Source organism: Chryseobacterium sp. MMS23-Vi53 (genome assembly GCF_047651245.1).
Lineage (GTDB): Bacteria > Bacteroidota > Bacteroidia > Flavobacteriales > Weeksellaceae > Chryseobacterium.
Genome location: NZ_CP180265.1, coordinates 464127 through 490772, shown reverse-complemented (window position 1 = coordinate 490772; position 26646 = coordinate 464127). Strand labels below are relative to the sequence as shown.

Here is a 26646-nt window from a genome sequence, read left to right as displayed (position 1 = left end):
TAGCACGTTAATAAAAAAACGAAATAGATAATTTTCAGACACACAGCTAAGGGTCTGACTATCATTATAATAAAATTTGTTTATGCAAAAAGAAGGAGAAAGACTGATTCCTATCAACATTGTTGATGAAATGAAGTCATCTTATATCGATTATTCGATGTCGGTTATCGTATCAAGAGCGTTACCTGATGTAAGAGATGGCTTGAAACCCGTTCATAGAAGAGTGCTTTATGGTATGTATGGATTAGGGGTTTTTTCTAATAGAAAATATTTAAAATCTGCGAGAATTGTTGGGGACGTTTTAGGTAAGTACCACCCGCACGGAGACTCCTCTGTATATGATGCAATGGTAAGAATGGCTCAGGATTGGAGCTTACGTTATCCTCAGGTAGACGGACAGGGTAACTTCGGTTCAATGGATGGTGACCCGCCTGCAGCAATGCGTTACACCGAAGCTAGATTGAAAAAAATCTCTGATGAGGTTCTTTCAGACTTAGACAAAGAAACGGTAGATTTCCAGAATAACTTCGATGACAGCTTACAGGAACCAACGGTTTTACCTTCAAAAATTCCGAACCTTTTGGTCAACGGAACTTCTGGTATCGCAGTAGGTATGGCAACAAACATGGCTCCTCACAACCTGACGGAGGCTGTAAACGCGATCTGCGCCTATATCGACAATAAAGAAATCACTATCGACGAATTGATGCAGCACATCATTGCTCCGGATTTCCCTACAGGTGGGATTATCTACGGTTACGATGGGGTAAGAGATGCTTTCCATACAGGAAGAGGTAGAGTAGTTCTTAGAGCTAAAGTTGCCTTCGAAGAAATTGGAAACAGAAATGCAATTATCGTTACCGAAATTCCTTACCAGGTAAACAAAGCTGAGATGATCGCCAGAACAGCTGAGTTGGTAAAAGATGAAAAAATCACAGGAATTTACGAAATCAGAGATGAGTCGGACAGAAGAGGTCTTCGTATTGTTTATGAATTGAAAAATGATGCGATTCCAAATGTTGTCTTAAACTTATTATATAAATATACTGCGCTTCAGACATCTTTCAGTGTTAATAATATTGCGTTGGTTCATGGTAGACCGGAGCAATTGAACCTAAAAGATATTATCCATCATTTCGTAGAGCACAGACATGAAGTTATTGTAAGAAGAACTCAATACGAGCTTAGAAAAGCGAAGGAAAGAGCTCATATCTTAGAGGGTTTCATGAAAGTGATCGGGACGCAGGATTCTTTGGATAGAGCGATTTCAATTATCCGTCACTCTGCAAATCCACAGGCTGCGAAAGAAGGATTAATTGAAGCTTTCGAACTTTCTGAAATTCAGGCTCAGGCGATTCTAGACCTACGTCTTGCTCGTTTGACAGGAATGGAGCTTGATAAAATTCGTGATGAGTATGATGCAATTATGAAAGAAATTGCAGACTTGGAAGATATTTTGGCTAATGAACCAAGAAGATTCCAGATCATTAAGGATGAATTAATTGAAATTAAAGAAAAATACGGCGACGAAAGAAGAACCGAAATCGATTATTCAGGTGGTGAAATGTCTATTGAAGATATTATCCCGAACGAATCTGTGGTTCTTACAATTTCTCACGCAGGTTATATTAAAAGAACTTTACTTTCAGAATACAAAATTCAAAGTAGAGGTGGCGTAGGGAACAAAGCGGCTACAACGAGAGATTCCGATTTCTTGGAGTATATCGTTTCTGCGACCAATCACCAATATATGTTGTTCTTTACGGAAAAAGGTAGATGTTATTGGCTAAGAGTATTCGAAATTCCCGAAGGTTCTAAAACAGCAAAAGGAAGAGCGGTACAAAACTTAATTAACATCGAGCCGGACGATAAGATCAAAGCATACATCAGAACCAATAACTTAAAAGATTCTGAGTACGTAAATCAAATGAGCGTTGTGATGGTAACGAAAAACGGTACGATCAAGAAAACGTCTCTTGAAGCATATTCAAGACCAAGAGTAAATGGTGTAAATGCTATTGAAATTAGAGATAATGACCAATTGTTAGGTGCATATTTAACAAACGGAAGTTCTCAGATCATGATCGCTACGAAAAACGGTAAATGTATCCGTTTCCCTGAAGAAAAAGTAAGAGAAGTGGGTAGAGGTTCTATCGGTGTTCGTGGTATCGCAATGGAAGACGACGACGAGGCAATTGGTATGATTGTTGTGAATGATGTGGAGAAAGAAACGGTTCTTGTGGTATCTGAAAAAGGATACGGTAAGAGAACGGCAGTGGAAGATTACAGAATTACCAACAGAGGAGGAAAAGGAGTTATCACCCTGAATATTACCGAAAAAACAGGTAATCTTATTGCTATTCAAAACGTTACAGACGAAGATGGGTTGATGATTATCAACAAATCTGGTGTTGCAATCCGTATGAATATGGATGAGATGAGAGTAATGGGTAGAAATACACAAGGGGTAAGAATGATTAACCTTAAGAAAAATGACGAAATTGCTGCCATCGCAAAAGTAGAAATGGATAAAGATGTAGAAGAAGATTCTGAAGAAAATGAAGAAGGAGCAGAAACTGTAGCTGATAACCAAAAAAACAATACAGATGCACCTCAAACGGAAAACGAAAACCCAACTGAGGAAACTGAGAATTCTGATTCAGAAGAATAATATTGTACAATTAATATAAAATAGTGATTATGAAAAAGCTAATTTTAGGTATAGCTATCATGGCATCTGCTTTTGCTTTTGGACAAAAAGAGGATGTAAATAAAAAGCTACAAGATGCTAATAAAGCAGCGATGGACGCATATAATGCAAAGAATTATGCTGTGGCAGGTCCTAAGTTTATGGAAGTTTACGAGCTTTTAAAAACGAGTGGGCAAGACGACAAAGTATACATGTATTATTCAGGTCTGAATTATGCTTTGGCTAATGATATTCCTAAAGCTACAAAAATCTATACAGATTTAATTAATTCTGGTTATACAGGTGTTCAGACTCAATATACTGCGAAAGACAATAAAACGGGTCAGGTTGCAACATATGATAAAGCTACTTGGGAGCTGTTGAAGAAAACATCTTCTAAAGATTATTCAGACTTCAAAACAGAACAGACTCCAAGTGTTGAGCAGGATTTGTACGAAACTTTATCTACTTTGTTAATTAATGACAAAAAAAATGATGAAGCTTTAGCACTTATCGAAAAAGGTTTAGCAAAATTCCCGAACAGTACTAAATTAAAAGAGTACCAAGGAAGCGCATTATATGCTACAGGAAACACAGACAAATTCATGACGAATTTGAAAGAGCAATTGGCTAAAAACCCTAATGACGCTACAAACTGGTACAACTTAGGAGTTCTTCAGTCTAAAAATCCTGCAACTTCAACAGATGCAGTTGCTTCTTTCCAAAAAGCAATCGACTTGAAAGCAGACTTTGCAAATGCTTACCAAAACCTAGTGTACGCAGTAATTGGTGACGATGAGAAAGCTGTTGCAGATATCAATGCATTAAGAAAAACTAAACCGGACGATGCTACAAAGTTAATTGAGGCTAGAAAGGAAAGATTCAACAAAGCAATTCCTTATGCTGAAAAATGGTATCAGGCAATGCCGACGGATATCAACGCTGTTCAGACATTGAAAGATCTGTATAACACGACAAAAAATACAGCAAAGTATAACGAAATGAAAGCTAAAGAAGCTGAATTAGCAGCAAAACAACCAGCTAAGTAATTTTCAAATACTTAAAATTAAATACAAACCGAAACATTTTTGTTTCGGTTTTTTTATTTGAATTTATATAAAATTATTTGAAGCTTTTTCCCGCTTTCCACTATATCTTTTTGGTTACGGGTTCCGCTTCGCTCCACCCGCAACCAAAAAGGATGCCGTTGCAATCGGGGCTATTTGTTTAGGGCAGGTGGTTTCGAGAGCCTCAAACACCATGGAAGTTGTGTCTTTCTTCATATCATTTCAGAATGACAAACACGACCCAATTTTCTGCAAAAATAGAATTATTCACAATCATCCGTGCAAATCTGAGAAATCTGTGGGAGAAAAAAGAAATCTGTCATTTATTGATTATCTCATTTATTTTAAAAACTTAGCGATCTTATTTAAGTGAAACGCCTTTGTGTAACTTAAAAAAGATTAGTGGTCAAAAAAAACTTAGCGAACTTTGCGTTAAAATAATTTTAAGCAAAAACAGCTAATATTCAAACCAAATTTTCCAAGATTTATCATCAAAAATCAATGTTAAAATTCTCTGCAATTCCGTATCTTTGAGAAAAATTTTTACAAAAATGATCGAGTGGAAAACCGTCAAAGAATACGAAGATATTACGTACAAAAAATGTAATGGTGTAGCGAGAATTGCTTTCAACAGACCGGAAGTTCGCAACGCTTTCAGACCAAAAACAACCTCAGAATTATACGATGCTTTCTATGATGCTTCAGAAGACCCTTCAATTGGAGTTGTGTTGCTTTCAGGAGAAGGGCCAAGTCCGAAAGACGGAGGTTGGGCTTTCTGCAGTGGAGGAGACCAAAAAGCAAGAGGGCATCAAGGTTATGTTGGGGAAGACGGAAGACACCGATTGAATATTTTGGAAGTTCAGCGGTTGATCCGTTTTATGCCAAAAGCTGTAATCGCGGTTGTTCCGGGATGGGCAGTTGGTGGTGGCCACTCTCTTCACGTAGTTTGCGATTTGACTTTGGCGAGTAAGGAACACGCTATTTTTAAACAAACTGACGCAGATGTTACAAGTTTCGACGGCGGTTACGGTTCTGCATATTTAGCAAAAATGGTCGGACAGAAGAAAGCTCGTGAAATTTTCTTTTTAGGTAGAAATTATTCCGCTCAGGAAGCTTTCGAAATGGGAATGGTAAATGCTGTAATTCCTCACGACGAATTAGAAGATACTGCTTATGAATGGGCACAGGAAATTTTAGCAAAATCTCCAACATCAATCAGAATGCTGAAATTCGCGATGAACTTAACAGACGACGGAATGGTTGGTCAGCAGGTTTTTGCAGGTGAAGCAACTCGTTTGGCATATATGACGGAAGAAGCGCAGGAAGGAAGAAATGCATTCTTGGAAAAAAGAAAACCGAACTTCGGAAAAGATAAATGGATCTCGTAATTAGTTGATGGTTTATAGTTGATGGTTGATAGAATTTGCCAACAACTATAAACCATCGACCATCAACTAAATATTTATGAAAGATTGGATACAAGCCGCAAGGCTACGAACTTTACCGCTTTCTTTAAGCGGAATTATAATGGGAGCTTTCATTGCAAAATGGAGGCTTTATGGTGAAGGCGGAATTTGGGACTGGAAAATCTTTGCATTGGCGCTTATCGTGACTTTGCTATATCAGGTTCTTTCCAACTATGCAAATGACTATGGAGACGGAGTTAAAGGAACAGACGCAAAAAGAGCCTCGGAAGCAGAATCAAGAGCAGTTGCATCAGGAAAAATTACAGCAAAGCAAATGAGAAATGCAGTAATTCTTTTTTCAATTTTATCTTTTGTAGCAACAATTGTACTTTTATACGTGGCTTTTATTCCTAAATATATGAATGAATTTTATATTTTCATTGGATTAGGAGTAGCTTGTATTTTGGCGGCAATCGGTTATACAGTAGGTAAAAAACCTTACGGATACATGGGATTGGGAGATCTTTTCGTGTTTGTTTTCTTCGGATTGGTTTCAGTTTGCGGAAGTTATTTTCTATTCACAAAATCGTTTAGCTGGGATATGTTATTGCCCGGATCGGCGGTTGGGATGATGAGTATGGCTGTTCTGAATTTAAATAACATGAGAGACATCGAAAGCGATAAATTGTCAGGTAAAAATAGTTTTGCATTAAAAATCGGATTCAAGAATGCAATGATCTACGAAATGATTTTATTGCAGCTACCATTAATTTTTATCTTAATGTTTTTGGGAGTAAACGGATTTTTCCAAACTCAAAATTATTATGTTTTTATCGTAATGATTTTATTGCTTCCATTAATGAAATTAAGAAGACAAATTATGACTGTTAAAAACCCGAAAGAACTTGATCCATTTTTAAAACAAGTTGGAATCATGACTTTCGTAATGGCAGTTCTTACTGCTTTTGGACTAAACTTTTTTCATTAATGAAAAAGTATTTTCTCTTTATAATTTTATTTTCATCTGAAGTTGTCTTCGGCTGTCTTAACTATTCTGTTATAGGAACAGATATTCATGGAAAAAAAATATCAACTGAATATTCTCTTAGACATAACAATGCTTTTTATATCACAGAAATTGATGTTGAAAATTACAGAAGAATGGCAAGTGATGATTTAAAAGAGTATGAGAAAACAAAAGATATCGATAGATATTTAGATTACGCTACTTCGTTAGTTTATTTAGGAAAGTATGATAAAGCCATTAAAATATTTAAAGAAATTGAACTGAAAAATGCCGATAAATATGAAGTTTTTTCTAATTTAGGTACAGCTTACGAACTTTCTGGAGATAATGAAAATGCTTTAAAATATATCAGTAAAGCATTAGCTATTAATAAAGAATCTCATCACGGTTCAGAGTGGATTCATATTAAAATTTTAGAATATAAATTAGGAAGAATTACATTAGAAAATCTTTTGGGAAGTAACTTCGGTAACAACGAAATTCCTGAAACGAAATTATCTGATGAAGAATTAGATAAATTTGTAGAAGACTTATCATATCAACTTTCAGAACGAACACAATTTGTAAAACCTACAAATGAAATAGTTGGTAAACTTTACTTTGAATTAGGAAATGCATTGGCTTTACATTCAAACTCAGACGTTGAAAATACTTTGGAAGCTTATGAATTTGCAAAGAAATATGGATATTCTAATAAATTATTGGAGAAAAGATTTACGTATTTTCAAAATTTAGTAAAACAAAATCCAGATTCAGGAAAAAAAATAGAAGGAACTGACAGCGTAAAAGTTGAAAAAATTTTGAATGAAAATAAAAATGTAACGGTTACAGCTTCTAAATCAACAAGTTGTTCTTATTGGATCATAGGAGGTATTGCTGTTCTGTTATCATTTATTTTAATATTTTATCTAAAGAAAAATAAGAAATGATAAAAAATTCAGATAATATCTACGTTCAAGCTCAAATGTTGATCAGAAAACCGATTGAAAAAGTTTTTGAAGCATTCATCAATCCGGAAATAACGACAAATTTCTGGTTTACAAAATCAACCGGAAAATTGGAAGAAGGCAAAACTGTGATTTGGGAATGGGAAATGTATGGAGCAAAAACAAATGTTAATGTTCTTGAAATAGTTCAAAACCAATCAATAAAAACAGAGTGGGGTGAACCTTCAACGAATGTAGATTACGAATTCAAAGAAATGGAAAAAGGAACGTTGGTAGTCATTAAAAGTTACGGATATTCTCAAACCGGAGAAGATCTTTTAAAAGTAATTAATGATAATACAAGAGGTTTCACAACAGTTCTTGACGGTTGTAAAGCCTTTTTGGAATATGGAATTAATTTAAGATTGATTGAAGATAAATTTCCCTCTAAATAATTTAAATAAGCACAAATGACACAAATATTTTCACGGATAACACTATTTTAATCATCAAAATATAAGTAGAAATTTGTGAAAATATTTGGGTCATTTGCGTTTGAGACTTAAAACAAAAATTAAAATATAAAAAATTATGAAAATACAATATCTAGGACAAAACTGTTTTTTGTTCACTTATAAAGACAAAACGATTTTATGTGACCCTTTTTATAACTACAAAAAAGCAGAATCAGGGTTTGATATTTCGGCTCAGAAAATCGATTATATTTTATTAACTCACGCACACGGAGATCACATTGCAGATGTGGAAGAAGTATTGCAGTTTCACCCTGAAGCGACGATTATTGCTGTTCCGGAAATTTGCGGATATTTCAAAACTGCAAAAAATACAGATGACGTGAACTTAGGAGGATCCGCAAAAATCGACGATCTTAAAATTTCCATGGTTCCGGCTCATCACACAAGTTCATTCCCAGATGGAAGCTACGGAGGTGTTCCTGTAGGATATATTTTCAGACTTCCTGAAGGCAAAAATGTTTATTTGGCAGGTGATACAGGAGTAATGGCAGATATGGAGCTATTTCCAAGATTATACGGGAATTTAGATCTTTCTATCCTTCCAATTGGTAGTCATTATACAATGTGTCCGAGAAAAGCAGCTTTCGCAGCAGCAGAATTATTGAAAACTCCAAAAGTGATCGGATGTCATTTTGATACTTTCCCTGCCATTGAAATTAATCATGAAAGTGCATTGAAGCATTTTGCAGACAAAAATGTAGAACTTGTTTTACCAAAATTAGGAGAAACATTTGAATTTTAAATAAATCTTGAAAGGTAATTTGAAAATCGGAATAGACATGTTGAAGTTTTTAGAAACAAAAAAAGATAATTTTCAAATTACCTCTCTTCAACTTAAACCAATAAAAAATGGCAAGCTACCTAAATCACACCGCTACGACCGATTACCTTTGCTGCGTTCCCACCCTGGAGGATTCTCAGGAGCTGGTTGTTTAGGACTTGCCGTTGCAAAGGTAGGAATATTTTGCAAAACTCAAAACATTATTACAGAAAATTAATTGAAAAAATACGCTGATAGAGGTAGATTGCTGAAATTCAGGTCAATAATTTTTCAAAAATTTTCAAAAAATTTAGATATGACGAAAAGCCCTTCCACATTAGGAATTTTACTGTTTGGTGCTACGATGCTTGTTTTTTTCGTGGTGTATAGCTTCTTTTCAGGAGTTAATTATTTTGATATTTCACTGAAAGCCAATGCTTTTGTATTGCCGCTGATTTATGCCGGAACCGCATTCTGGTCGGTGAAATCTTACTGGAACACCCATCGCGTGGTAAGTTTTAAAGATGCTTTTAAAAGATCTTTTGTTCCTATGTTTATCGGTGGAATTTTATCGATTTCCAGCATTTATTTATTTTTAAATTTTGTAGATACTGATGCCAAAAAGCTGTTGAACTACCAATATGTAACAAGACAAAAAGCAGAGATGGATAAAGAATATCAGTCTGCAAGAAAGGTTTTGAAACATCAAAAAGACATCGACGAGCTGGATCAGAAGTACAAAGAAAGACTTCCGAGCTTCTCTCCAGAGGCTGTAAAAGGGAAAGATATGCTTACAGCGAGTCATTTTTCAGGATATTTTGCGGCAATTCTTATATTTTACGTAGTTTTGTCAGTGTTTTTCGGGGCGTTTTTCAGAACGAGAAGTGTTTATCAGGAAGAACAAAATCAAGAATAATTTTTATTAAAATTAAATGAATTTATCTATAGTTATTCCGTTACTGAACGAAGAAGCTTCTTTGGAAGAGCTTTTTTCCAGGATCGATAATGTTTGTAAATCAAACAATTTGTCCTATGAAATCTGGTTTGTAGATGACGGAAGTACAGATTTGTCGTGGAGCATTATTGAGAATTTAAAAGTTCAACATCCTCAAATCCATGGTATTAAATTTTCCAAAAATTATGGAAAATCTCAGGCGCTTCATGCCGCTTTTGAAAGAACAAACGGAGACGTTATTATTACAATGGATGCTGATTTACAGGATTTTCCGGAAGAAATTCCAGAACTTTATAATATGGTGATTGAAGATAATTACGATATTGTTTCAGGTTGGAAAAAGAAGCGTTTCGATAATGTTATGACGAAAAATGTTCCGTCGAAATTGTTCAACGCAGCAGCTAGAAAAGTTTCTGGAGTTTATCTTCACGATTTCAATTGCGGATTGAAGGCATATAAAAAACAGGTTGTAAAAACAATAGATGTATATGGAGATATGCACCGTTACATTCCGGTTTTGGCTGCCAATGCGGGTTTCCGAAGAATTACTGAAAAAGAAGTACAGCACCAGGCGAGACCTTATGGAACTTCAAAATTCGGAACGGAAAGATTTATCAGAGGTTTCTTAGACTTAGTAACTCTTTGGTTTGTAAGTCGTTTTGGCGGAAGACCTATGCATTTCTTCGGCGCAGTGGGAACTCTAATGTTTATCGTTGGCTTCCTTTCGGCACTTTGGCTGGGAATTTCAAAATTAATTGATGTTGCCAGAGGAATTTACGGACATTTAATTACAAATAATCCATGGTTTTTTATTGCATTAACAATGATGATTATGGGAACTTTGCTCTTCATTGCAGGGTTTTTAGGCGAAATGATTATCAGAACGAATAGAGAACATAAGAATTATAATATTGACGAGGTGATTTAATTAAATAAAAGATGCAAAAATATTTTATTCTTAATTGGCTATTTGTAGTAAGTATTTTTTTACTTTTTATAAATGATCATTTTTTGAAATTTGAATATTCTAATTGGATTACCGGAAAATTATCTGATTTTACGGGTGTTTTCATTTTACATTTATTGATCGCTTTCATTTTACCAAAGAAAAAGTATTTTTCATTATTATTAACCATAATCTTTTTTATCTTTTGGAAATCTCCTGTATCTGAAATTTTTATAAAAATTTATAATCTTTTAAGTCCTATAAGAACTGAAAGAATTATTGATTATACTGATTTTCTGGCATTTTTGGTTTTACCATTTTCTTATTATCTTATTCAGAATTTAGAAAAATATGAGTTTTTGAAAATTAAAAAAGTTAATCCTGTTTTTTTTATCATTCCAACAATGATGATCTTAATCTCAGAAGCACCTCCTTTAAGTCATTATTATACTTACAGCGATGGTGATTTTAAATGTTATAAGTGTAAAACCACTGTTAATATTGGTCAGCAATCACTCATTAAAAAACTAGAAGAGAGAAACATTGCTGTTTACGAAAAACAGAAGATTAAATCTTATGGTGATTTTGGAAAAGATAAATATGCAATGTTTAAATTTTATAGAATAGATGAATTGATACTTGAAAAAGATACGTTACGAAATATAGATTTTTATCTTTCAGGTAATGATTCTAAAACAACTATTTATTTTAATGGAATGAATTTACCTAAAAATTTGTCAGTATCTCAAGTTGATTCAAAAGTCATAAAGTATTATAAAAAAATGATTTTTGAAGAATTAAAGGAAAAATTAAAATGAAAAATATATTTTACACATTCATGCTTGTAGCAGTAGTTTCCTGCGGAAAAGTTTCTCCGGAAGGAACAATCGAAAGGAAAGATGTAGATGTTGCAGAATTTGTGAATCTTGATCTAAAAGGAAAGTTCCGTGTATTTTATGCAAGAGGAACCAAAAATTTTGTTGAAATCGAAACTTATCCGAATGTTGCCAAAAATCTTGATATTGATGTAAATGATAAAACATTAAGCATTAAAGAAAAGCGTGGAACAAAAGGCGTTGACTTCTACAACGTAACAATTTATTCCAAATATAATCTTGAAAAAGTTTCGATCTCCGACTCGGTAGAAATGAATATTTCGAGCGAAATTAAGACCGATAATTTTAGGCTTAATTTAAAAAATTATGCTACTTTTATGGGTTCGGTAAATACAAGAAGAGCAGAAGTTGAAATGCTGAACCGAAGCAGGGCCAACTTTTTAGGTCAGACAAAAGATGCAGTAATAAAGATCTCTGATACAGCAAGTTTGATCTCTCCGTATTGGAAAATCGAAAATCTGAATATCGATTCTAAAAATGGAAATTATGCCGAAGTAAACGTAAAAGATTCATTGAAAGGACATATTCAGAATACAGCGAAATTTATTTATTATAATGATCCGATTCGTGCTTTTAAAATAGATAAGGAAACGAGGGTGGAGAATAAAAAATTAGATTAAAGAGTTTGGAAGTGGATGATGGAAGACTTCCAGCTCCTGCCTCCAACTTGTAACCAATTAAAGAAATTACAAAATAGAAATACAAATATGTCAACATTAGAAAAAGCAAAACTTTGGTTAAGCGACACATTCGATAAGGAAACGAGAGATGCAGTTCAATTATTAATTGACAGCAATTCTCCCGATTTGGAAGACTCTTTTTACAGAGAGCTTGAATTCGGAACAGGAGGCATGAGAGGAATTATGGGTGTCGGAACCAATCGTTTAAATAAATATACGTTAGGTCAAGCTACACAGGGACTTGCGAATTATATGTTAAAGCAGTTTAAAGGAGAAGAAATTAAAGTTGCAATTGCATATGATGTAAGAAATAATTCAAGAGAATTCGGAAAATTGGTGGCTGATGTTTTGACGGCAAACGGAATTAAAGTATTGCTTTTCAAGGATCACAGACCAACTCCGGAATTGTCTTTCACAGTTCGTGACAAAAAATGTAACGGAGGAATTGTGTTGACAGCTTCTCACAATCCGCCTGAATACAACGGTTACAAAGTATATTGGAATGACGGAGCACAAATTGTTCCGCCACATGACGAAGCGATTATTAACGAAGTTTATTCTACAAAATTTGAAGATATAAAATTCGACGGAAATGATGATTTAATCGAATGGATCGGAGAGGAGCAGGATGAAGTTTACATCGATGCTTGTATCGAAAACTCTACGTATCAGAACGTTGGAAAAGAAAATTTAAATATTGTTTTCACATCAATCCATGGAACAACGTATACAACAGTTCCTAAGGCTCTTAAAAAAGCAGGATTCAAGAAAATTGATTTAGTAACGGAACAAATGATTCCTAGCGGAAATTTTCCAACGGTAGATTCTCCAAATCCTGAAGAACCGGCTGCTTTGGAAATGGCAATGGATCTTGCAAAAATCACAAATGCTGATATCGTTATTGGAACGGATCCGGATGGCGACAGATTGGGAATTGCTGTAAGAAATTTAGACGGAGAAATTCAGTTACTAAATGGAAATCAATGTAATACAATTTTAACGTATTATATCTTAAACGAATGGAGAAAACAGGAAAGAATCACAGGAAAAGAATTCATCGGTTCTACGATTGTAACTTCAGATATTTTCTTTGATATTGCTCAGAAATTTGGTGTTCAATGTAAATCTGGATTGACGGGATTCAAATGGATTGGAAAAATGATTCGCGATGTTGAAGGAAAAGAAAAATTCATTTGCGGTGGTGAAGAAAGTTTCGGATTCATGACGGGAGATTTCGTACGTGATAAAGATTCTTGCGGAAGTATCGTCCTTGCCTGCGAAATCGCAGCTTGGTGCAAAGCAAACGGAAGAACAATGTATCAATATCTGATCGAAATTTATCAGGAAACCGGAATGTACTACGAAGGTTTGGTGAATTTGGTGAGAAAAGGAAAAGACGGAGCGGAAGAAATTCAGAATATGATGAAAAATTTCCGTGAAAATCCACCAAAAGAGCTGGCTGGTTCTCCAGTGGAAGAGGTTAAGGATTATAAAGAGCAGACTAATTTTATTGTTTCTAAAAATGAAAAAGTTGTAATGAATGATATTCCAAAATCGAATGTTTTGATTTATTACACACAGGACGGAACAAAAGTTTGCGTAAGACCTTCCGGAACAGAACCAAAAATTAAATTTTATATCTCAGTAAAAGATTCAATTACTTCTGAAGCGGATTTCAGAGATAAATTGAAATCTTTGGATGAGAAAATTAATCAAGTTAAAAACGATTTACAACTAACATAATTAGTTATAAGTTTTGAGTTATGAATTATGAGTGACAGCATTATTGGGAAGAAAAGTTTTGAGTTTGCTATAAAGATTATTAATTTTTATAAAAAATTCAGCTCAGAGAAAAAAGAATTCATACTTTCTAAACAACTTTTGCGCTCGGGAACTTCTGTCGGAGCAAATATTAGAGAGGCTTTGAATGCTCAAAGCAGAATGGATTTTATTCATAAACTCTCAATTTCTCAAAAAGAATGTGATGAAACAATTTACTGGCTAGAACTTTTATTCGCGACAGATTATATTTCAAAGGAGGAATTTGAAAATTTGAAAAATCCGGCAACGGAAATTTTAAAAATGATAAGAAGTATAATTATAACTACAAAGCAAAAAACTCATAACTCATAATTAATAACTTATAACAAAATATAACATAATTCTAATTAAATAAAAAATAAAGTGAAAGTTTCAAAATTAGCGGCGAACCTGATCGGTTCTGAAATTGTAAAAATTGGTAACGAAGTAAATGATTTAAAGGCAAAAGGAGCGGAGATTGCTAATCTTACGATTGGTGATTTAAATTCTAATATTTATCCGATTCCTGCAAAATTGAAGGAGGAAATTCAGAAGGCTTATCAGAATAATCTGACTAACTATCCGCCTGCTAACGGACTTTTATCTTTAAGAAAAGAGGTTTCTAAAGACCTTAAAACAAGATGGAATTTGGATTATTCTCCAAATGATATTTTGATCACAGCGGGTTCAAGACCATTGATTTACGCTGTTTATAAAACTATCGTTGATGAAGGTGATAAGGTAGTTTACCCTACACCATCTTGGAACAACAACCACTATGCTTATCTTACTTCGGCTGATGCTGTGGAAGTAAAGACAACTCCTGAAAATAATTTCCTTCCGACTGCAGATGATTTAAGACCTCATTTGTCCGGAGCGGTTTTAGTAGCACTTTGTTCGCCACTAAACCCGACAGGAACAATGTTCACAAAAGAACAGCTTTCTGAAATCTGTGAACTGATTTTAGAGGAAAACAAAAAAAGAGGTGAAGATGAGAAGCCATTGTATTTAATGTATGATCAAATCTATTCTAACCTTACTTTTGGAGCAGAACACGTAGATCCTGTGTCTCTTTTCCCTGAAATGAGAGAATATACAATTTATATCGATGGTATCTCAAAATGCCTTGCGGCAACGGGAGTTCGTGTAGGTTGGGGATTCGGTCCTTCTCATATCTTGGATAAAATGAAAGCTCTTCTTACTCACGTTGGAGCTTGGGCGCCAAAACCGGAGCAAGAAGCAACTGCAAAATACTTTGAAAATCCGGACGATGTGAATACTTTCGTGGAAGATTTCAAAAATAAATTAGAAGCTAGCTTGAAAGTTCTTCACAGTGGGATTCAGGATTTAAAAGGAAAAGGTCTTGCGGTGGACAGTATCGAACCGATGGGAGCACTATATCTTACCATTAAATTAGATTATATCGGAAAGACAAAACCAGATGGAACTGTTATCGAAAACTCTTCTGACTTGGTATTCTATTTAATCAACGAAGCTGGAGTAGCTTTGGTTCCTTTCTCTGCTTTCGGAGAAGAAAAATCTGAGCCTTGGTTCAGAGCTTCTGTGGGTGGTTTGGCTACTGAAGAAATTGCTTCAATGATGCCGAAATTAGAGAATGCTTTGAATGCTTTGAAATAAAATCTAAATTATGAAATACTTTAAAGAAAGTATATTTACACTTCTCATAAGTATTATTTTAATTTCATGTAAAAAAGATGATTACGTGCTTTATCCTGTGGATAAAGCATGTGATTCTATTACTATAAAGCATAGGTATTTTAATAATTATACATTTACAAGTAAATACGGAACTGCCGATGCTAAAATCATTAAAGATAAAGACAGTGTCAAAGTTTTAGAATTAGATTTGGGACCAGATAAAAGGCTGAATAAACTGATTATTAATAAAAATACATTTGCTATATATCCTGGTTTAATAGATGGAAATGAATTTATTGTAAAAAAAATTGGAGATCCTCTAAAACCTATTTCGAATTCAAAATGGGGATTGTTGAAAAACTGTAATTCAAAGTTAGAGAGATTTAGAAATTTTGAGTTTGATAAAGAATCTCAATTATTTAGATTTGATCGTTTTGGATATAATTATGGATTTACATATAAAACAAAAGATTCTATTAATTATCAATTGTTTATGAAAATAATCAAGCCTTCTAATTTTGATAAATTCGATTATGATCCGGATTTTGTTTCTATTGAATTTAAGCTGTTGGCTAATAATATTATTAGAGCAAAATTTAATGGTATGAAACTGAAGAATAATCCTGAAATAACATATTTTAGTAGTGATTCTTCTGATCCAGAAACAGTCTATTTCTTTAAATATAATAAATAATAATATATTTAATCAATGAAAATTATCGCAGTTATTCCCGCACGTTACGAAGCAAGCCGTTTTCCTGCCAAGCTGATGCAGACGCTGGGTGAAAAAACCGTAATTACTACGACCTATCAGAATGTTGAGGAAACAGGTTTATTTGAAGAAGTTTTTGTAGCGACCGATTCAGAAATTATCTTTGATGAAATCGTAAAAAACGGCGGAAAAGCAGTCATGACAGGTCAGCACGAAACAGGAAGCGACCGAATTGCAGAAGCGGTGCAAAATATTGATTGTGATATTGTTATCAATGTTCAAGGGGATGAACCTTTTCTTAAATTAGAACCCTTAAAACAATTAATTGAAGTTTTTTATCACGATGAAAATCAGGAAATTTCTTTAGCATCATTAAAAATAAAACTGACTGAAAAAGAAGAAATTGAAAACCCAAATAACGTAAAAGTAATTACAGACAACAACGGTTTCGCTTTGTATTTCAGCCGTTCGGTGATTCCTTTTCACAGGGAAATTTCTTACAATGTAGATTATTTTAAACATATTGGAGTTTACGCTTTCAGAAAACACGCTTTGATCCAGTTTTCAAAGCTGGAAATGAAGCCTCTGGAAATTTCAGAAAAGATTGAATGCATCCGTTATCTTGAATATGGTATGAAAATCAAGCTGATAGAAACAAGTTTCGTCGGAGTCGGAATCGACACACCAGAAGATTTGGAAAAGGCAAGAAAAATTATATCAAAATAATTGGTAAATTGTTACATTGATATATTGGTAAATTTAATAAAAGCCTATATTTGAATTATAAATAAGATTAATGAAGAAATTACTGTTAGTATTCGTCCTGATATTTTCACAATCCATTTTTGCACAGACAGCAAAGGAAATTATAGATAAAAACATAGAATTATCCGGAGGATTAACGAATTGGAAGCTACTAAATTCAGTATTGTTGCAGGGAAAAGTAATTTTGGGAGTGAAAGATGAATATCCTATTAAGATTTATCAGCAACGTCCGAATCTTACAAAAACAGTCATTACCATTGGTGGAAAAGATACTGCGATTGAAGGATATGACGGAACAAAAGGATACGCTATGAACTACGCAACGAATAAAGTTCAGGAATATCCGGAATATGTAGCAGAAAGTTTCGACAACGATTTTATCGACTGGGAAAATAAAGGTTTTGATGCTAAGTATTTAGGTAAAGAAAAGATCGGAAATATTTACTGTCATAAAGTTGAATTAACGAAAAACGTAAATAAAAACATCTATTATTTCGATACCAAAAGTTATATGCTTTTAAGAGAAGTCAAAAAAGATGAAACATTGGACTATTTCGATTATAAAAAAGTTGGAAATCTGAGTATGCCTTTCAGAATCGAATCTTCTTCGGCGAAGAAAGATGGCGATTATGTAATGCTTATCAACAAAATAGACATCAATAAAGTATTTCCGGCGAACATTTTTAAGTTTTAATTAAATAGAAAATTATATTATAGTTATGAAAAAAATGTTTTTAATAATACTTTCTTTTGTTGCCTTCTTCAACAGTTGTGCTCAAAAGAAAAGTGATGCATCTAAAGCTAAAACCAAAGAACTTATGGGAAAATCAATATACGATTTCAAAGTTGATGCCTTGGAAGAGGGAAAACAAATCAATTTTGCAGATTTTAAAGGAAAGAAAATCCTTATTGTAAACACCGCTTCAGAATGTGGATTTACCCCTCAGTATGCTGATTTGGAGAAGATTTCGGAAGAATACAAAGATAAATTGGTGGTGGTTGGTTTCCCTGCGAACAATTTCGGAGGACAGGAACCGGGAACAAACCATGAAATCGGAGCTTTCTGCCAGAAAAACTATGGGGTAACTTTCCCGATGGCGGCTAAAGTTTCTGTAAAGGGTGATGATACAGCTCCAATCTTTAAATATTTAACAGAAAAAGAATTAAATGGAGTAAAAAATTCAACCATCCTTTGGAATTTCACCAAATTCTTAATCGACGAAAACGGAAAACTAATCGATTCTTTTGTAAGCACTACAAAACCTACTGATAAAGCGATTACGAAATATTTAAATTAAAATTTTTTAATGTATCAATTTAACAGTTTAGCAATGTAGATGTTAGTTAAAGTTAAATTGATACATTATTAGATTGTTATATTAAGTCTACTCATTCGTTTTTTCCGCAAAACAAAAAATATTCCCCAATTTTATACTGGAATAGCCATTACTTTTAATTTTTGAGGATTTAATCATTGCTTTCGCTAAAATATCTGTAGGTAAAGGTTTTTGACTTTCCAATAAGCCTAATTTATTCGCAAATTTTATAATTCGGCTTCCCAAAACTTCTCCTGAGCGATCAGAATCTTTTCTTTCCAGCATTCCGGGCTTAAAAATTGTTATTTTGTTGAAATGTAATTGTTTTACAGCCTCTTCTAATTCACCTTTCATTTTAGAATAGAAAATTCTTGACTTTGGATCTGCACCATAAGCCGAAACCAAAATATAATCATCAACATTGTTTTCTTTGGCGGCTTTTGCAAATTCGTATTGATAATCGTAATCGACTTTTCGTTGTGCTTCCTTGCTTCCGGCAGTTTTCAGTGTGGTTCCAAGGCAGGAAAATGCCACATCGCCTTTCACTTCATTTTTCCATTCTTCCGGTTTTTCGAAATTTACAACGTGTGTTTTTAGTTTATCATTTTGAATATCAAGAGGTTTTCTTACAAATACATCCACTTCTTCAAAATCTTTATCATTGAGTAATTGATTAACCAAATCCTTTCCTGTAGCGCCTGTAGCACCGATTACGAGAGCTTTCATAATAATGTCGTTTATGGTGATGTTTGTTTCTTAAATTTACTAAATTTGAATTAAAGTAAAAAATATTACTGATTACCAATTACTCATTACTTATTTTAAGATATGGATGCCAACGAAATTTTAGATTATTGTCTTGCAAAAAAAGGAGTTACAGAAAGTTTTCCTTTTGATAATGAAACACTTGTAATGAAAGTCGGAACAAAAATGTTTTTACTGATGGCTTTGGAAAAGCAGCCTTTGGGAATCAATGTAAAAACCGATCCGGAATGGAGTGCAGAGCTTCGTGAGCAATATCCACAAATTACAGGTGCCTTTCACATGAATAAAACCCACTGGAATTCAGTAATGGTAGACGGTTTGAAAAGAGATCTTATTTTTAAATTAATAGATCAGTCGTATGAATTGGTATTTAATTCATTAACGAAAAAAGCAAAAGAAGAGATTTTAAATAGTTAAAAGTCAAATTCTTCTGTTAATCTTTTATCTTCATCAAGTCTTTCAATTAATTTTTCAAGACCTTCGAATTTTATTTCATCATGAAGAAAATCTCTGAATTTCACTGTGATTTTTTCATCGTAGATATCACCTTCAAAATCAAGGATATAAACTTCAACGGTTAATTTTTCCCCGTTAACTGTTGGATTAGTTCCAACGCTCAACATTCCTTTGTATTTCTGATTTTTAATAAAAACTTCAACAATATAAGCACCTTTTTTCGGCAAAAGTTTAATAGATTCCGTATCTATATTAGCAGTTGGATAACCAATCGTTCTTCCGATTTTTTTACCATGAACAACCGTTCCGGAGACAGAGTAGGAGTAACCCAGCATCTCGTTGGCTTCCTTGATGTTGCCCGTCAAAAGTGCATTTCGCACCTTGGTTGAACTGATGTTATTTTCATGAATATTTATGGCTTCCATTTGCTCAACTTCAAAATCAAGCTCTTTTGAAAGCTTTTGAAGCAATTCAAAATTTCCGCTTTTATTTTTTCCGAAAGAATGGTCATAACCGATAATTAAATACTTTACATTTAGCTTATCAATTAAAATCTGGCGAACAAATTCTTCACCCGTTAAGTTTCTAAATTCTTCATCAAATTCTTTTAGAAATAAATTTTCAATGTTATATTTTTCCATTAAAAATTTCTTTTCCTCCAAGGTATTCAGAAGTTTAAGATCTTCATTAGGATTAAAAACAAATCTCGGATGCGGCCAAAAAGTAAGGACAGCAGTCTCTAAATTATTCTTTGCACCTACCTTAATCAGCTCATCTATAATACTTTTATGACCAAGATGTACCCCGTCAAACATTCCTAAAGACAATGCTAAAGGCTTTTGAGAAGTATAATCTTTAAAATTCTTGAAAACTTTCAAAACGAAAAAAAATTTGACTGCAAATATAGCAAATAATGTAGCAAATTAATGTAACAATATAACAGTTTACTAATTTAGCAATGTATAATGTAAGCTAATTCTGTGATCAGTGATTTGATTGGTAAACTGTTAAATTGGTATATTGTTACATTGACCAAAAAGTATGATAAAAATCTGTTTTTTACCAATTGCAGGTTTAGGAAGAATCATTATATTTGCACCAAGAAAAAATTTAGCAATGGCAAACCAAATTAAAGGTAAAATTTCTCAAATTATTGGTCCGGTAATCGACGTTGTCTTCAGTGATGTGGAAGCTGTTCCAGCGATCTATGATGCGTTAGAAATTACAAAAGAAAACGGTGAAAAAGTAGTTTTAGAGGTAGAACAACATATTGGCGAAGATACAGTAAGATGTATCGCAATGGACGCTACTGATGGTCTTAAAAGAGGGCAGGATGTAATCGGATACGGAAATCCTATTACTATGCCAATCGGAGAGGCTGTAAACGGAAGACTATTCAACGTTGTTGGTGATGCTATCGACGGACTTCAAAATATTTCTAAGGATGGTGGTCTTCCAATTCACAGACCAGCTCCAAAATTTGATCAGCTTTCAACTTCTGCAGAAGTTTTATTTACAGGTATTAAAGTAATCGACTTAGTTGAGCCTTACGCAAAAGGAGGTAAAATTGGTTTGTTCGGTGGTGCAGGTGTAGGTAAAACAGTATTGATTCAGGAGTTGATTAACAATATTGCAAAAGGACACGGAGGTCTTTCTGTTTTTGCCGGAGTAGGTGAAAGAACGAGAGAAGGAAATGACCTATTGAGAGAGATGTTGGAATCAGGTATTATTAAATACGGTGATGATTTCATGCACTCTATGGAAAACGGAGGTTGGGATCTTTCTAAAGTAGATTTAGAAGCGATGAAAGATTCTAAAGCTGCATTCGTTTTCGGACAGATGAACGAGCCACCTGGAGCAAGAGCGAGAGTAGCACTTTCTGGTCTTACTTTAGCTGAGTACTACAGAGACGGTGGAGAAAGCGGACAAGGTAGAGACGTACTTTTCTTCGTAGATAATATCTTCCGTTTCACACAGGCTGGTTCTGAGGTATCTGCACTTCTTGGTCGTATGCCATCTGCGGTAGGTTACCAACCAACGCTTGCTTCTGAAATGGGTGCGATGCAGGAAAGAATTACTTCAACTAAAAATGGTTCAATTACTTCAGTACAAGCGGTTTACGTACCTGCGGATGACTTAACTGACCCGGCTCCTGCAACTACGTTTGCTCACTTGGATGCAACTACGGTACTAGATAGAAAAATTGCTTCATTAGGTATTTATCCGGCGGTAGATCCATTGGCTTCTACGTCAAGAATCTTGGCTCCGGAAATTATCGGTGACGATCACTACAACTGTGCTCAGAGAGTAAAAGAAATTCTTCAAAGATACAAAGCTCTTCAAGATATCATCGCTATCCTTGGTATGGAAGAACTTTCTGAAGAAGATAAATCTGTTGTTTACCGTGCTAGAAAAGTTCAGAGATTCCTTTCTCAACCTTTCCACGTTGCAGAACAGTTTACAGGTATCCCTGGATCATTGGTAGATATCAAAGATACTATTAAAGGATTCAACATGATTATGGACGGTGAATTGGATCACTTACCAGAAGCTGCTTTCAACTTGAAAGGAACTATCGAGGAGGCGATCGAAGCCGGACAAAAAATGTTAGCTGATAACGCATAATAATGCTAATTGCTGATAGCCAACAGCTATTAGCCAAAAGCAAAAAGCAATTTAAAATGAATATAAAAATTTTAACACCAGAATACGTAGTTTTTGAAGGAGAAGTAGAATCTGTATTATTGCCTGGAAAAAATGGTGAATTCCACATCATGACAAACCACGCAGGAATTGTTTCTTCCTTAGTAGGTGGTAAAGTGAAATTATTTGCAAAGTCTATCGACGATGCTTTCGCTAAAAACCTTACCAAAGAAAATGATAAAGATTCAATCTATTCTTATCCTATCAAAAGCGGTGTTGTAGAATTTAATCATAATAAAGGAATTATCCTTTGTGAATAATTAAATGAAAAGCTAAATATATTTTCAAGAAAGTGTAACTTTGGTTACACTTTTTTTATTGATGTAAGAATCTGATTTTATGAAGAAAAGTTTAATCATGTTATTTACAATTTTAGGCATTTTATTCAATTCGCAAACTGTCAAAATCAAAAGAGGAATTGTAAACCTTGAAGGGATCCATGTTGCAAAAGTATCTAATAGAGGAAATATTTATACTTTCATGGATTTAAAAGAAACACCCATTTATACGGTGGAATTCGTTGATAAAAGTGTAGTAGATTCCGTTCGTGACAGTTATATTAAATTGAATAGAATTTACAATCAGGATAAAACTCTGGAGCTTGATTATATTTCACCTTCGGCTTTTTCGGGTGAGGAAAAATCTGCAGCGTATACTTCGGTAAAAAGCTTAAAAATCATCGATGAAAGAGGAATTAATATCAAAAATCTGGATGAACTTTTTAAAAATAGTCCGAAAAGAAAGCTTGATACAAAGACCAAAGATGCTTATACAACCAGAGCTAAAATTGACAAGTTAAATATCACGGTGAATAATGTTGGAGAGATTTTAAGCAACGGAAAACCAGTCGGATATTTCACCAATTTGCCAGCAAGTTTTGGTTCGGAAGAGACGATTACTGATAAAACATTAGTAGACATCGAAATTTATGATGCAAACAGTAAATTTATAGGAAAGTATATTACTACAACAAAGCAGATTAAAACAGCAGGAGGGAAGACTTTTACGCTTTACCGAGAAATGTCGGGAAGGGCTTCTATTTTAAAGTTTCCAACGTATAAGGCAATTGCAGAACGAATGGCAATTATGGATCCGAATTTCATCAAAATACAGGAAAAAGTAATTGTTGGTGAAGTGACAAAAGATGGTGTTGAAAAAGATAAAAAGTAAATTTTTTACACAAATTTTTAATAAAACTTCGGATCATTTATTCAATAGGAACGGGCTTTAGCCCGTTTACACAAAAGATATAAACTCAATTGGCTTAAGCCAAAACTTACAAATTAAAATCTCCTGAAAATTAATTTTCAGGAGATTTTTGTTCTTCTTTATTATTTATTTCAATAAAATTTTCCATCTCGTTTGTCATTCCGTAGGAATCTAAGTCTGAATTTTAGCGAAATGATGTTGAGATTCCTACGGAATGACAAACGAGATGGTTATTTTTTTATGATAATAAAAAAAAATTATAAACTCAAAATCACGCCATTTTCCTTCAACTGCTGCAACGGCTTCGAAAACCAAAACAACTCAAAATCTTCAAGATTTTCTTCAAAATTATTTTTCAATTGTTGAAGTGTTATCTTTTTCGATTGATCTGTAGAATTTTCTTCAAACATTTTCATCAACCATTCTGCTTGTTCCTGCTCCAGATCGATGTTGATAATGTTTGTTTTTAAATGAATTGTAATTCTTGTATACGGATAAGTATATCTCTTTTTTGTTTTTACGCGATTCTCAGCGATTACGTTTTTGGTTAAAAAAACAACCTTAGAATTCCCTTTGAATTTAAAATCTTCATCCTCCAATAAACAATCATGAATATAATCCGGATGAATGGTTGTTCTCGGAATTTTAAAATCAAACCATTCCTGAAGCGGAAGTTCAAAATTAATTCCATGCATATAATTGAACAAAGATTTTTTTAAGCCAAAACTAAATTTTCCATGATCAATTCCAGTTTTATCAGTAAAATCAATATCATTGTTGGCAAATAAAATTTCCTGTTTAATCGGAGTTACCCCAAATTCTTCCGGATTTATTCCGACAGGTGAATGTGCCGTCATTGCAAACTGATGCCAAAACCCACTCTGCAAAATTCCCATTTCGAATAATTGCCGAACCATTTCCAAAGAATCAACCGTTTCCTGAACTGTCTGAGTTGGGTAACCGTACATTAAATAAGCATGAACCATAATTCCTGCTTCTGTAAAATTTCTTGTTACTTTAGCCACCTGATCTACAGAAACACCTTTATCAATCAATCTTAATAAACGATCGCTGGCAACTTCCAACCCACCCGAAACGGCAACACAACCGGAAAGTTTTAATAAAAAACAAAGATCTTGTGTAAAACTTTTTTCAAAACGAATATTTGTCCACCAAGTTACAACCAGATTTCTACGCAAAATTTCCAAAGCAACTTCACGCATCAAAGCGGGTGGTGCAGCTTCATCTACAAAATGAAAGCCGGTTTCTCCCGTTGTTTGGATCAATTCTTCCATTCTGTCAACGAGAATTTTAGCGGAAATAGGTTCGTAAATTTTAATATAATCTAAAGAAATATCGCAAAAAGTACATTTTCCCCAATAACAGCCGTGTGCCATTGTCAGTTTATTCCATCGTCCATCGCTCCACAAACTGTGCATCGGATTGGCAATTTCGATTACTGATATGTATTTATCTAATTGTAAATCAGTGTAATCGGGTGTTCCGATATCGGCTTGTTTATAGTCGTTCCTTTTAGAATTATTTTTATAAGTAACTTCTTGGTTTTCAATTAAAAAAGTTCTTTTGGCTTCGACAGGATCAGCCACCGGATTTGTTATATTTTGATAAAGTAATTCAATAGGAAGTTCACCATCATCTAAAGTGATAAAATCAAAGAATTCGAAAACACGTTTGTCTTTAACTTCTCTTAATTCAGTATTCGGAAAACCGCCACCCATCGCTGTTTTGATGTGAGGATAATGTTCTTTAATAAATTGTGCGCATCGAAAAGCAGAATACAAATTTCCAGGAAATGGTATTGAAAAGCAAACTAATTTCGGCTTAACAAAATCAAGTTTTTCCTGAAGAATTTTCAATGTGAAATCATCAATAAACGTCTGATTATCATTTAATTTTGAATATAATTCATCAAAAGAATTGGCACTTTTTCCTAATCTTTCGGCGTATCTGCTAAAACCAAAATCGGAATCGACATTTTCAACAATATAATCGGATAAATCTTCTAAATATAAGGTAGCCAAATGTTTAGCTTTATCCTGTAAACCCATATTTCCGAAAGCAAATTCCATATCGTCAAGCTGATTGAATCGTGATGCTTCCGGTAAAAAATTCATAGAACAAATCTGTCTTGCCAGCGTTGGATTTTTTCCCTGTAAAAATGAAATAACCTGATCGATTGTCTTGATGTATTCATCTCTTAATGTAAAAATCCTCTGAGAATTTTCTGAAATATTCTGAATATCAATTTCTTTGCTGAAAATTTTCTGAATTCCGTCTTTTGAAAATAAGTCCAAAATAACTTCAATCCCCAAATCGATCTGATAGCTTGAAATATTTTTGGTGTTCAAAAAACCTTTGATATAAGCTGTTGCAGGATAAGGAGTATTGAGTTGTGTAAAAGGCGGAGTGATAAGAAGCAGATCTTTCAACTGTAAAAATTTTTGCAAAGTTATTTTAAATATTTCAATTTTAAGAATGGACGATTTTTTTACTTCCTGAAATAATATTTAAAATTACACCTAAAAGTATGGATGTAATTCCAATTAATAAATTAGAAGTGATTTTTTCATGAAAAATAATAACACTAATCATCACAGCAATTACAGGTTCTAAAGCTCCCAAAATTGCAGTCGGAACTGAACCTATATATTTAATAGCAAAAACTAAACATAACATTGAAACTACTGTTGTAATGAATGCAAAAATCGTGAAGTTAAAGAAAATATGTATTGAAGGAATTTCAAATGATTGTTTTCCTATTATTGCTTTTACCATAAAATATCCAGAAGTAAAAAGCATAGAATAAAAGGAAAGTTTAAACCCAGAAACTTTAATTTTAGATTTGTTTACAATAATCATATAAAGTGCATAAAAAATAGCACTGAAAAGTACAATTCCTAATCCAATATAATTGATTTTGAAGCTATTTCCTTTTAAACATAAAATAATAACACCTGTAAGAGCAAGAAATAAAGAGAGTACTGAAAGCTTATTAAGTCTTTCTTTGTAAACAAAAAACATGATTAATGCTACAATAACAGGATAAATGAAAAGTGCTGTCGAAGCAATTCCCGCGGAAAGATAATCATATCCCAAAAATAGAAAATCAGAAGACAGTGCATAGCAAATTCCAAGAATTGCTAAAATTAATCCTTCTCTTTTATTGATAGAAAAACTTTCTTTGGAATAGAGTAGATAACCGCCAATCATTAAGGCAGAAATTAAAAATCTATAAAATAACGTAATGTCTAATGAAAAATGTGCTTGTTTTACAGGCAAAATAAAAATCGGAATCAAACCATACGATACCGATGAAACAATTCCTAAAGCATATCCCTTTAACTTCATTACT

26 protein-coding genes and 1 other RNA gene are annotated in these 26646 nt (G+C 33.6%); 22 read left to right on the top strand and 5 right to left on the bottom strand.

The genetic code is table 11. The features are described 5' to 3' along the window. Window positions 1–82: 82 nt before the first annotated feature. The 7 genes from gyrA to ACKX2A_RS02245 all read left to right on the top strand — a co-directional run bounded on the left by gyrA (window position 83) and on the right by ACKX2A_RS02245 (window position 8393). On the top strand, window positions 83–2671 hold the full coding sequence (gyrA, locus tag ACKX2A_RS02275) for a DNA gyrase subunit A (RefSeq protein ID WP_415327414.1): 2589 nt from the start codon (window positions 83–85) through the stop codon (window positions 2669–2671). 29 nt (window positions 2672–2700) lie between these two features. Further along, window positions 2701–3738, top strand: a complete 1038-nt coding sequence (locus tag ACKX2A_RS02270) for a tetratricopeptide repeat protein (RefSeq protein ID WP_415327413.1) — start codon at window positions 2701–2703, stop codon at window positions 3736–3738. A gap of 569 nt (window positions 3739–4307) precedes the next feature. Then, a complete protein-coding gene (locus ACKX2A_RS02265) occupies window positions 4308–5144 on the top strand; it encodes a 1,4-dihydroxy-2-naphthoyl-CoA synthase (RefSeq protein ID WP_415327412.1) in 837 nt (278 codons plus the stop codon). A 76-nt stretch (window positions 5145–5220) separates the two neighbouring features. Continuing rightward, window positions 5221–6150: a 1,4-dihydroxy-2-naphthoate octaprenyltransferase gene (menA, locus tag ACKX2A_RS02260; protein WP_415327411.1), complete on the top strand. Its 930-nt coding sequence runs from the start codon at window positions 5221–5223 to the stop codon at window positions 6148–6150. Next, window positions 6150–7118 carry a tetratricopeptide repeat protein gene (locus ACKX2A_RS02255; RefSeq protein WP_415327410.1) on the top strand — a complete coding sequence of 323 codons (969 nt, stop codon included), beginning with the start codon at window positions 6150–6152 and terminating at the stop codon, window positions 7116–7118. Before menA ends, ACKX2A_RS02255 begins: the two co-directional genes overlap by 1 nt. Continuing rightward, window positions 7115–7570 carry an SRPBCC family protein gene (locus ACKX2A_RS02250; protein WP_415327408.1) on the top strand — a complete coding sequence of 152 codons (456 nt, stop codon included), beginning with the start codon at window positions 7115–7117 and terminating at the stop codon, window positions 7568–7570. The genes ACKX2A_RS02255 and ACKX2A_RS02250 overlap by 4 nt, the downstream gene beginning before the upstream one ends. A gap of 136 nt (window positions 7571–7706) precedes the next feature. Continuing rightward, window positions 7707–8393: a metal-dependent hydrolase gene (locus ACKX2A_RS02245; protein WP_415327407.1), complete on the top strand. Its 687-nt coding sequence runs from the start codon at window positions 7707–7709 to the stop codon at window positions 8391–8393. A 105-nt stretch (window positions 8394–8498) separates the two neighbouring features. Here the strand turns inward: ACKX2A_RS02245 and ffs are convergent. Further along, an RNA gene (gene ffs, locus ACKX2A_RS02240) (signal recognition particle sRNA small type) lies at window positions 8499–8596 on the bottom strand. A gap of 131 nt (window positions 8597–8727) precedes the next feature. Here ffs and ACKX2A_RS02235 point away from each other — a divergent pair. The 11 genes from ACKX2A_RS02235 to ACKX2A_RS02185 all read left to right on the top strand — a co-directional run bounded on the left by ACKX2A_RS02235 (window position 8728) and on the right by ACKX2A_RS02185 (window position 18122). Beyond that, on the top strand, window positions 8728–9327 hold the full coding sequence (locus ACKX2A_RS02235; RefSeq protein ID WP_415327406.1) for a DUF4199 domain-containing protein: 600 nt from the start codon (window positions 8728–8730) through the stop codon (window positions 9325–9327). A gap of 16 nt (window positions 9328–9343) precedes the next feature. Continuing rightward, window positions 9344–10294 (top strand): glycosyltransferase family 2 protein, encoded by a 951-nt coding sequence (locus tag ACKX2A_RS02230; protein ID WP_415327405.1) that lies wholly within the window; start codon window positions 9344–9346, stop codon window positions 10292–10294. 11 nt (window positions 10295–10305) lie between these two features. Beyond that, entirely contained in the window at window positions 10306–11130 is an 825-nt protein-coding gene (locus ACKX2A_RS02225) for a hypothetical protein (RefSeq protein WP_415327404.1), read from the top strand. Then, complete coding sequence (locus ACKX2A_RS02220; RefSeq protein WP_415327402.1) at window positions 11127–11828, top strand: GIN domain-containing protein; 702 nt, start codon at window positions 11127–11129, stop codon at window positions 11826–11828. Before ACKX2A_RS02225 ends, ACKX2A_RS02220 begins: the two co-directional genes overlap by 4 nt. 87 nt (window positions 11829–11915) lie before the next feature. Next, the gene (locus ACKX2A_RS02215) at window positions 11916–13631 is read left to right on the top strand and encodes a phospho-sugar mutase (RefSeq protein WP_415327401.1); all 1716 of its coding nucleotides are present in this window, start codon (window positions 11916–11918) and stop codon (window positions 13629–13631) included. Window positions 13632–13658: 27 nt separating this feature from the next. Beyond that, the gene (locus tag ACKX2A_RS02210) at window positions 13659–14021 is read left to right on the top strand and encodes a four helix bundle protein (protein WP_415327399.1); all 363 of its coding nucleotides are present in this window, start codon (window positions 13659–13661) and stop codon (window positions 14019–14021) included. A gap of 51 nt (window positions 14022–14072) precedes the next feature. Beyond that, a complete protein-coding gene (locus ACKX2A_RS02205) occupies window positions 14073–15326 on the top strand; it encodes a pyridoxal phosphate-dependent aminotransferase (protein ID WP_415327397.1) in 1254 nt (417 codons plus the stop codon). Window positions 15327–15336: 10 nt separating this feature from the next. After that, a complete protein-coding gene (locus ACKX2A_RS02200) occupies window positions 15337–16041 on the top strand; it encodes a hypothetical protein (protein ID WP_415327396.1) in 705 nt (234 codons plus the stop codon). 15 nt (window positions 16042–16056) lie between these two features. Beyond that, a complete protein-coding gene (gene kdsB / locus ACKX2A_RS02195; RefSeq protein ID WP_415327394.1) occupies window positions 16057–16785 on the top strand; it encodes a 3-deoxy-manno-octulosonate cytidylyltransferase in 729 nt (242 codons plus the stop codon). A 70-nt stretch (window positions 16786–16855) separates the two neighbouring features. After that, entirely contained in the window at window positions 16856–17518 is a 663-nt protein-coding gene (locus tag ACKX2A_RS02190; protein WP_415327393.1) for a histidine kinase, read from the top strand. A gap of 25 nt (window positions 17519–17543) precedes the next feature. Next, window positions 17544–18122: a glutathione peroxidase gene (locus tag ACKX2A_RS02185; RefSeq protein WP_415327391.1), complete on the top strand. Its 579-nt coding sequence runs from the start codon at window positions 17544–17546 to the stop codon at window positions 18120–18122. An 87-nt stretch (window positions 18123–18209) separates the two neighbouring features. Here the strand turns inward: ACKX2A_RS02185 and ACKX2A_RS02180 are convergent, their stop codons facing one another. Continuing rightward, a complete protein-coding gene (locus ACKX2A_RS02180; protein ID WP_415327390.1) occupies window positions 18210–18866 on the bottom strand; it encodes an NAD(P)H-binding protein in 657 nt (218 codons plus the stop codon). Window positions 18867–18968: 102 nt separating this feature from the next. Between ACKX2A_RS02180 and ACKX2A_RS02175 the strand changes: the two genes are divergently transcribed. Beyond that, complete coding sequence (locus tag ACKX2A_RS02175; protein WP_415327389.1) at window positions 18969–19322, top strand: MmcQ/YjbR family DNA-binding protein; 354 nt, start codon at window positions 18969–18971, stop codon at window positions 19320–19322. On the opposite strand, the gene ACKX2A_RS02170 is transcribed toward ACKX2A_RS02175, so the two are convergent. Next, a complete protein-coding gene (locus tag ACKX2A_RS02170) occupies window positions 19319–20239 on the bottom strand; it encodes a bifunctional riboflavin kinase/FAD synthetase (RefSeq protein WP_415327388.1) in 921 nt (306 codons plus the stop codon). The two genes, ACKX2A_RS02175 and ACKX2A_RS02170, sit on opposite strands and share 4 nt — an antisense overlap. A 238-nt stretch (window positions 20240–20477) precedes the next feature. Between ACKX2A_RS02170 and atpD the strand changes: the two genes are divergently transcribed. The 3 genes from atpD (at window position 20478) to ACKX2A_RS02155 (ending at window position 23234) form a co-directional block, all read left to right on the top strand. Beyond that, on the top strand, window positions 20478–21986 hold the full coding sequence (atpD, locus tag ACKX2A_RS02165) for a F0F1 ATP synthase subunit beta (protein ID WP_415329526.1): 1509 nt from the start codon (window positions 20478–20480) through the stop codon (window positions 21984–21986). A gap of 56 nt (window positions 21987–22042) precedes the next feature. Beyond that, the gene (locus tag ACKX2A_RS02160; RefSeq protein WP_415327387.1) at window positions 22043–22324 is read left to right on the top strand and encodes a FoF1 ATP synthase subunit delta/epsilon; all 282 of its coding nucleotides are present in this window, start codon (window positions 22043–22045) and stop codon (window positions 22322–22324) included. Window positions 22325–22403: 79 nt separating this feature from the next. Further along, a complete protein-coding gene (locus ACKX2A_RS02155; protein ID WP_415327385.1) occupies window positions 22404–23234 on the top strand; it encodes a hypothetical protein in 831 nt (276 codons plus the stop codon). Between the two features lie 296 nt (window positions 23235–23530). Here ACKX2A_RS02155 and ACKX2A_RS02150 read toward each other — a convergent pair whose 3' ends face one another. After that, window positions 23531–25723 carry a B12-binding domain-containing radical SAM protein gene (locus ACKX2A_RS02150; RefSeq protein ID WP_415329524.1) on the bottom strand — a complete coding sequence of 731 codons (2193 nt, stop codon included), beginning with the start codon at window positions 25721–25723 and terminating at the stop codon, window positions 23531–23533. 40 nt (window positions 25724–25763) lie between these two features. After that, entirely contained in the window at window positions 25764–26642 is an 879-nt protein-coding gene (locus tag ACKX2A_RS02145; RefSeq protein WP_415327384.1) for a DMT family transporter, read from the bottom strand. Window positions 26643–26646: the final 4 nt, after the last annotated feature.

Coding starts and splice junctions, on each gene's coding strand:
- ACKX2A_RS02220 (WP_415327402.1), top strand. CDS start 11,127: ATGAAAAATATATTTTACACATTCATGCTTGTAGCAGTAGTTTCCTGC.
- ACKX2A_RS02190 (WP_415327393.1), top strand. CDS start 16,856: ATGAAGAAATTACTGTTAGTATTCGTCCTGATATTTTCACAATCCATT.
- ACKX2A_RS02200 (WP_415327396.1), top strand. CDS start 15,337: ATGAAATACTTTAAAGAAAGTATATTTACACTTCTCATAAGTATTATT.
- menA (WP_415327411.1), top strand. CDS start 5,221: ATGAAAGATTGGATACAAGCCGCAAGGCTACGAACTTTACCGCTTTCT.
- ACKX2A_RS02250 (WP_415327408.1), top strand. CDS start 7,115: ATGATAAAAAATTCAGATAATATCTACGTTCAAGCTCAAATGTTGATC.
- ACKX2A_RS02225 (WP_415327404.1), top strand. CDS start 10,306: ATGCAAAAATATTTTATTCTTAATTGGCTATTTGTAGTAAGTATTTTT.
- ACKX2A_RS02180 (WP_415327390.1), bottom strand. CDS start 18,866: ATGAAAGCTCTCGTAATCGGTGCTACAGGCGCTACAGGAAAGGATTTG.
- ACKX2A_RS02210 (WP_415327399.1), top strand. CDS start 13,659: ATGAGTGACAGCATTATTGGGAAGAAAAGTTTTGAGTTTGCTATAAAG.
- ACKX2A_RS02185 (WP_415327391.1), top strand. CDS start 17,544: ATGAAAAAAATGTTTTTAATAATACTTTCTTTTGTTGCCTTCTTCAAC.
- gyrA (WP_415327414.1), top strand. CDS start 83: ATGCAAAAAGAAGGAGAAAGACTGATTCCTATCAACATTGTTGATGAA.
- ACKX2A_RS02215 (WP_415327401.1), top strand. CDS start 11,916: ATGTCAACATTAGAAAAAGCAAAACTTTGGTTAAGCGACACATTCGAT.
- ACKX2A_RS02255 (WP_415327410.1), top strand. CDS start 6,150: ATGAAAAAGTATTTTCTCTTTATAATTTTATTTTCATCTGAAGTTGTC.
- ACKX2A_RS02265 (WP_415327412.1), top strand. CDS start 4,308: ATGATCGAGTGGAAAACCGTCAAAGAATACGAAGATATTACGTACAAA.
- ACKX2A_RS02245 (WP_415327407.1), top strand. CDS start 7,707: ATGAAAATACAATATCTAGGACAAAACTGTTTTTTGTTCACTTATAAA.
- ACKX2A_RS02235 (WP_415327406.1), top strand. CDS start 8,728: ATGACGAAAAGCCCTTCCACATTAGGAATTTTACTGTTTGGTGCTACG.
- ACKX2A_RS02155 (WP_415327385.1), top strand. CDS start 22,404: ATGAAGAAAAGTTTAATCATGTTATTTACAATTTTAGGCATTTTATTC.
- atpD (WP_415329526.1), top strand. CDS start 20,478: ATGGCAAACCAAATTAAAGGTAAAATTTCTCAAATTATTGGTCCGGTA.
- ACKX2A_RS02230 (WP_415327405.1), top strand. CDS start 9,344: ATGAATTTATCTATAGTTATTCCGTTACTGAACGAAGAAGCTTCTTTG.
- ACKX2A_RS02145 (WP_415327384.1), bottom strand. CDS start 26,642: ATGAAGTTAAAGGGATATGCTTTAGGAATTGTTTCATCGGTATCGTAT.
- ACKX2A_RS02270 (WP_415327413.1), top strand. CDS start 2,701: ATGAAAAAGCTAATTTTAGGTATAGCTATCATGGCATCTGCTTTTGCT.
- ACKX2A_RS02160 (WP_415327387.1), top strand. CDS start 22,043: ATGAATATAAAAATTTTAACACCAGAATACGTAGTTTTTGAAGGAGAA.
- ACKX2A_RS02175 (WP_415327389.1), top strand. CDS start 18,969: ATGGATGCCAACGAAATTTTAGATTATTGTCTTGCAAAAAAAGGAGTT.
- kdsB (WP_415327394.1), top strand. CDS start 16,057: ATGAAAATTATCGCAGTTATTCCCGCACGTTACGAAGCAAGCCGTTTT.